We start from the raw sequence: 4,568 nt of genomic DNA, 5'->3' as shown, positions 1-4,568 counted from the left end.
CGCGCCGACCCCGGTGGGATCGAAGGTCTGCACGACCGCCAGCACGCGCGCGACCGCATCCGGCGCGACGCCGAGGCGCGCGGCGACGTCATCGGGCGCGTCGGGGGGCAGATAGCCCGCCTCGTCGATCGCATCGATCAGGTGCCCGGCGATCAGCAGATCGGGCCCACGCAGGACCGTGCCCGCCTGCGCCTGCAGATGATCGGCGAGCGAGGGCGCGGCGGCGGCGAAGGCGTCGAGATCGGGCCCATCCTCGGGCGCGGCGCCCGCCAGCCGGTCCATGCCGAGGCCGCCGGCCATGTCGGCGGGCGAATCGTGGTGGAAGGTCGCCGCATCGTAATCGACGTCGAGCGGCGCGTCGGCGGCGGCGTCGCCATGCGCGACCAGCCGGTCGGCGGTGATCTCCTCGCCGCCTTCCATCGGGGCCGGGGCGGGATCGGCGGCGGGCGCGGGGCCACCCTCGCCCGAATCGAGGCCGAGCAGGGGGTTCTTCTCGATCTCCTCGGCGATCACGCCTTCCAGTTCGAGGTTCGACAGCGTGAGCAGCTTGATCGCCTGCTGAAGCTGCGGCGTCATCACCAGCGACTGCGTCTGGCGCAGGTCGAGGCGGGGGGCGAGGCTCATCGGCGCCGGTCGGCCGGCGGGGAGCGGGGCGGACCGGCCGAGGCGATCCCGGCCATCGTCAGAGCTCGAAGCTTTCGCCGAGATAGAGGCGCCGCACCTCCTCGTTCGCGACGAGATCGGCCGGGCTGCCCTGGAACAGCACGCGCCCGTCATAGATGATGCAGGCGCGGTCGACGATGTCGAGCGTCTCGCGAACATTGTGGTCGGTGATCAGCACGCCGATGTCGCGGCGCTTGAGATCCTTCACGAGGTCGCGGATGTCGGCGATCGAGATCGGATCGATGCCGGCAAACGGTTCGTCGAGCAGCATGATCGACGGATCGGCGGCGAGCGCGCGCGCAATCTCGGCCCGGCGCCGCTCACCCCCCGACAGCGCCATGGCGGGCGAGTCGCGCAGGTGGGTGAGGTGAAATTCCTCGAGCAGCCCGTCGAGCCGTTCGGCACGCGCGGCGGGATCGGGCTCCGACATTTCCAGCACCGCCAGGATGTTCTTGCCGACGGTCAGCCCGCGGAAGATCGAGGTTTCCTGCGGCAGATAGCCCAAGCCGAGGATCGCGCGGCGATACATGGGCAAGGCGGTCACGTCGTTGCCGTCGAGCAGGATGCGCCCCTCGTCCGGATTGACCAGCCCCATCACCGAATAGAAGCAGGTGGTCTTGCCCGCGCCGTTCGGCCCGAGCAGCCCGACCACCTCGCCGCGCGCGACATCGAGGCTGACGTCGCGCAGCACCTGGCGCTTGTCATAGCTCTTCGCGATCGAGACGATCGACAGGCCGCACCCCTCGTCATTCGACGACTGGCAGGAGCTGGGCGCGCGCACGGCGGGTTCGGTCATGACGCTATCGTTCCTTGCTGCGGCCGCGAACGCAAGCCTTACGGCTGGGGCGGGCTGGTCCGCTGGGGCACGGTGAAGCGCCCGCTGACGCGGCCCCCGTTGTTCGTGGTGGTGCCGCTTCCGCCCACCGCGCTGCCGTCGACGGTGGCGCGGCCACTGGTGAGATCGATCACCAGCCGCGCGCCGCGCACCGAATTGCCCCCGCGCGTGAGCGTGACGCCGCCGATCAGCGTGATCAGCCGGCGGTTGAGATCGTAAATGCCATAGCTGCCCTGCGCGCGTTCGCTGGGGGAGGTGACGGTGACGCCGCCCGACGCATCGATGCGGTTGATCACCGGATCGGCGCCGGGGGTCGGCGCGCGCGAATAAGCGACCGTCATCCGCGCGGCGTCCATCGTCAGATCGCCCTGCGTGGCATGGACGCGGCCGACGAAGACGGCGCGGTCGGCGCGGTCCTGAAGCTCGATCCGGTCGGCCGAGATGTCGGCGGGGGCATCCGAATTGTGCCCCTTGAGCGCGGACACGCCCTGCGCGCCGGCCTGCGCGGCAAGAAGGCAGGCGATCAGGAGGGCGGCGGCGCGGGTCATCGCGCGCCTCTGGCGCGGCCCTGCACGATATGCAAGCGGGCGCCGCCGTCGAGCGTCACGACGCGGCTGTCGAAGCGCGCGAGCAGGCGGTCGGCGGCGAAGGTGCCGAGCGACATCGTGCCCGTCACCGGACGGCGGCTGACCATCGCGCGCTGGTTCAGATCGACCAGCACGTCGGCGGTGGCGAGGCGGAAGCCGTCCGCGCCGTCGACCTGCGCCGGGCCGTCGATCGCGAGTCGCTGGCTGTCGAGATCGTAGCGGCCCTTCTGCGCGATGATCCGCGTCGGGCCGCGCCGCTGGCCGAGTTCGGCGCGCAGGCCGGACAGGCGCAGGATCGGATCGCGCGAGGTCTGCTGCACGCCGCTGTCGGCATCGAGCCGGAACGGCTCGCCGCGCGAATCCTCGCCGCGATAGGTGGCCTGGCTGACGCGCATCCGTTCCTTCGACACCTCGACCCGGTCCTTCGACAGGACGAAGCTGATGTCGCGGCCGACGGTGAGCGGCGCGAGCGCGAGGAAGGCCGCGAGCACGCACACCGCGACCGGCAGCGCGACGCGGAGCAGCGCGATCAGGCGATCGTGGCTGCTGCCCGCCGCCGCCCAGGCGCGGCGATCGCGCCGGAGGGAGCGGGCGCGTTCCGACACGATCAGACGTGCGCGAAGATGTCGACCTCGGGCCAGCCGGCGAGATCGAGCTCGGCGCGGGCGGGCAGGAAGTCGAAACAGGCCTGGGCGAGCGCGGTGCGATTCTCGCGCGCCAGCCGCTCGTCGAGGATGACGCGCAGCTGGTGGAGAAAGCGCACGTCGGACGCCGCATAATCGCGCTGCGCGTCGCTAAGCTCGGCCGCGCCCCAATCGGAGGATTGCTGCTGCTTGGAAATGTCCTGGCCGAGCAGCTCGCGCACCAGCTCCTTCAGGCCGTGGCGGTCGGTATAGGTGCGGATCAGCCGCGACGCCGTCTTGGTGCAGTAGACCGGCGCGGCCACCACGCCGAGATAATGGCGGATCGCCGCGAGATCGAACCGCGCGAAATGATAGAGCTTGAGCCGCTCAGGATCGGCGAGCACCGCGCGCAGATTGGGCGCGGCGTAGCTGCTGCCGGGGGCGAAGCGGACGAGATGCTCGTTGCCGGCGCCGTCCGAAATCTGGACGAGGCAGAGCCGGTCGCGCGGGGTGATCAGTCCCATCGTCTCGGTATCGACCGCGACCGGGCCGGGGCCGAGCGCGTCCGCCGGCAGATCCTCTTCATGCAAATACACTGTCATATCGGGTGCAGATAGGCGGGAGCGGCACCCGGCTCAACCGCCGAAACGACCCGCGCGGCCGATGGGGCGTGCGACCTGTGGCAAAAATTGGGCAAAAGGGCTCGCGGCGTCGACGAAACTGCTATAAGGTCCGAAACTGGCTTGGAATGGCTTGTCCGGGCCGAGGTTCACGCGCGACCCCCCGTCGCACGGGAATTTGTACGAACAGGGGCGATTTCGGGAAGATCTTGACGGCATGAGTTTCGATCGTGGGCGGCGCGGGCAGCGCGGCGGCAGGGACAAGCGCGACGGCTTCGGCGAGGACAACTTCGGCGGTGGCGATTTCGGCGGCGGCTTCGGCGGCGGCGATCGCTTCGGCGGCGGCGGTGGCGATCGGTTCGGCGGTGGCGGTGACCGATTCGGCGGCGGCGGTGGCGGCTATCGCAGCGGCGGCGGTTACGGCGGCGGCGGCGGCGGTGGCTATCGCGGCGGTGGTGGCGGCGGCTTCGGCGGCGGCGGCGGTGGCGGCTTCGGCGGCGGCCGTGGCGGCGGCATGCCGGCGCAGGTGATCGGCGAGGCCACGGGCACCGTGAAGTTCTTCAACGGCCAGAAGGGCTTCGGCTTCGTGGTCCGCGACGACGGCGGCGAGGACGTGTTCGTGCACATCTCCGCAGTCGAGCAGGCGGGCCTGTCCGGCCTGGGCGAAGGCCAGAAGATGTCGTTCAGCCTGGTGGATCGCGGCGGCCGCATTTCGGCCACCAACCTCCAGCTCGAGGGCGATATCGTCCCCGTCAGCGAAGGGCGTGCGCCCGCCCCCGGCGGCGCGGCCGGTGGCCCGCAGCGCCAGCTGACCGGCGAGCGCGCGAGCGGCACGGTCAAGTTCTTCAACGCGATGAAGGGCTTCGGCTTCATCCAGCGCGACGACGGCCAGCCCGATGCGTTCGTGCACATCTCGGCGGTGGAGCGTGCGGGTCTTCCCACGCTCAACGAGGGCGACCGGCTCGAGTTCGAGCTCGAGGTCGATCGTCGCGGCAAATATGCCGCGGTGAACCTCAACCCGGTCCAGTAAGCCGTCGGTCGGAAGGCGCGCGAATGCGTCGCCCACCGATCCTGATCTACGCCGCGCCGGTTCTTGCCGGCGCGGCGTTTTCGTGTGCGGCTGCTGCTCAGGAGCCGGCGCCCGCCGTCACCTGTCCGGCGCCCGCGATGGAGGCGGTTCGCGTCGTCGCGCGAATGCCGCACGACGCCAACGCCTTTACTCAAGGGCTGATCTTTCATT

6 protein-coding genes and 1 pseudogene are annotated in these 4,568 nt (G+C 70.6%); 2 read left to right on the top strand and 5 right to left on the bottom strand.

From position 1 onward, the window contains the following. The 5 genes and pseudogenes from ACOJSF_RS06490 to ACOJSF_RS06470 form a co-directional block, all read right to left on the bottom strand. A pseudogene (locus ACOJSF_RS06490) lies at window positions 1–624 on the bottom strand (RNA polymerase sigma-54 factor); the annotation flags it as partial. Window positions 625–682: 58 nt separating this feature from the next. Further along, entirely contained in the window at window positions 683–1,459 is a 777-nt protein-coding gene (lptB, locus tag ACOJSF_RS06485) for an LPS export ABC transporter ATP-binding protein (protein WP_420141401.1), read from the bottom strand. 38 nt (window positions 1,460–1,497) lie between these two features. Further along, window positions 1,498–2,046 carry an LptA/OstA family protein gene (locus ACOJSF_RS06480; RefSeq protein WP_420141400.1) on the bottom strand — a complete coding sequence of 183 codons (549 nt, stop codon included), beginning with the start codon at window positions 2,044–2,046 and terminating at the stop codon, window positions 1,498–1,500. After that, window positions 2,043–2,690 carry an LPS export ABC transporter periplasmic protein LptC gene (gene lptC / locus ACOJSF_RS06475; protein WP_420141399.1) on the bottom strand — a complete coding sequence of 216 codons (648 nt, stop codon included), beginning with the start codon at window positions 2,688–2,690 and terminating at the stop codon, window positions 2,043–2,045. Before lptC ends, ACOJSF_RS06480 begins: the two co-directional genes overlap by 4 nt. Before the next feature lie 2 nt (window positions 2,691–2,692). Further along, window positions 2,693–3,310 carry a ribonuclease D gene (locus ACOJSF_RS06470; RefSeq protein ID WP_420141398.1) on the bottom strand — a complete coding sequence of 206 codons (618 nt, stop codon included), beginning with the start codon at window positions 3,308–3,310 and terminating at the stop codon, window positions 2,693–2,695. Between the two features lie 235 nt (window positions 3,311–3,545). Here ACOJSF_RS06470 and ACOJSF_RS06465 point away from each other — a divergent pair, with 235 nt between their 5' ends. Both ACOJSF_RS06465 and ACOJSF_RS06460 read left to right on the top strand, forming a co-directional pair. Next, window positions 3,546–4,358, top strand: coding sequence for a cold-shock protein (locus ACOJSF_RS06465; protein WP_420141397.1), 813 nt, complete (start codon window positions 3,546–3,548; stop codon window positions 4,356–4,358). Window positions 4,359–4,381: 23 nt separating this feature from the next. Then, window positions 4,382–4,568: glutaminyl-peptide cyclotransferase (locus ACOJSF_RS06460; RefSeq protein WP_420141396.1), on the top strand; the 187-nt coding region annotated here is incomplete at its 3' end.

Source organism: Sphingomonas sp., assembly GCF_048594985.1.
Classification (GTDB): Bacteria; Pseudomonadota; Alphaproteobacteria; order Sphingomonadales; family Sphingomonadaceae; genus Sphingomonas_I.
The sequence above is the reverse complement of the archived record's forward strand: the minus strand, read 5'-3'. Positions and strand labels throughout refer to the sequence as shown.

Excerpts from the sequence above, each read along its gene's own strand:
- ACOJSF_RS06465 (WP_420141397.1), top strand. The coding sequence starts at position 3,546 with ATGAGTTTCGATCGTGGGCGGCGCGGGCAGCGCGGCGGCAGGGACAAG.
- ACOJSF_RS06480 (WP_420141400.1), bottom strand. The coding sequence starts at position 2,046 with ATGACCCGCGCCGCCGCCCTCCTGATCGCCTGCCTTCTTGCCGCGCAG.
- lptB (WP_420141401.1), bottom strand. The coding sequence starts at position 1,459 with ATGACCGAACCCGCCGTGCGCGCGCCCAGCTCCTGCCAGTCGTCGAAT.
- ACOJSF_RS06470 (WP_420141398.1), bottom strand. The coding sequence starts at position 3,310 with ATGACAGTGTATTTGCATGAAGAGGATCTGCCGGCGGACGCGCTCGGC.